Below are 821 nucleotides of genomic sequence, written 5' to 3'. Positions count from 1 at the left end.
AGAAGATCAGCTCAGCCGCCCGCGCCGCCCCCACCCGCCGCGGCAGCAACTGCGTCCCCCCACCCCCGGGGATCACCCCCACCGACACCTCCGGCAACCCCACCACCGCCGTACGGTCCGCCACGATCACGTCGCACGCCAGCGCCAGCTCGAACCCGCCCCCCAGCGCGAACCCGTGCACCGCCGCCACCGTCGGCACCGGCAGCTCCAGCACCCCGGTGTACGCCCCCCGGGTCACCGGCCGCTGCCGCAGCAGCTCCGCGTCGCTGAACGAGTTCCGCTCCTTCAGGTCGGCCCCCACGCAGAACGCCCGCTCGTGCGTGGAGGTCAGCACGACCACCCGCACCTCCCGGTCCGCCGCCAGCGCCGCGCACGCCCCGGCCACGGACCGCGCCATCTCCGTCGACACCGCGTTCATCGCCTTGGGCCGGTCCAGGACGAGCTCCGCGACATGCCCCTGCTCGTGCCGCCGCACCAGCACGAACTCCCCGAACCGTTCCTCACTCATGACACCCTCCGGTTAACGCGGGTTAACAACACCGTCGCCCCGATCATCGCAGCCGCACCCCACCCGCGAAAGAGCGGACGCGACCGGCCCCCGCACGCCCCCGCCCACCCGTTCGAGTGACATCACCCCAACTCCGACCCAATAGCCCATGGGAGCGCATAGCGTGCGTCCGCTGCGGCGCACAGGGGGCGCGTACGCATCGGGGAGGGAACGTGATGACGACGGACACGCCGACGAGGCCACATCGGGACACCTCGTTCCACGAGACGCCCCCGCCCTACGAGCCGCCCCGCCCGGAAACCGGCGTGTTCAC

Annotated in this window: 1 protein-coding gene; it reads right to left on the bottom strand. The window is 72.6% G+C overall.

The window, feature by feature from the left end:
* On the bottom strand, positions 1–508 hold a 508-nt coding region (locus SSQG_RS24810; protein WP_003992594.1), incomplete at its 3' end, for an enoyl-CoA hydratase/isomerase family protein.
* Positions 509–821 lie beyond the last annotated feature (313 nt).

This window comes from Streptomyces viridochromogenes DSM 40736 (assembly GCF_000158955.1).
Taxonomy (GTDB): Bacteria; Actinomycetota; Actinomycetes; order Streptomycetales; family Streptomycetaceae; genus Streptomyces; species Streptomyces venetus.
This window is presented reverse-complemented; position numbering and strand designations above follow the sequence as displayed.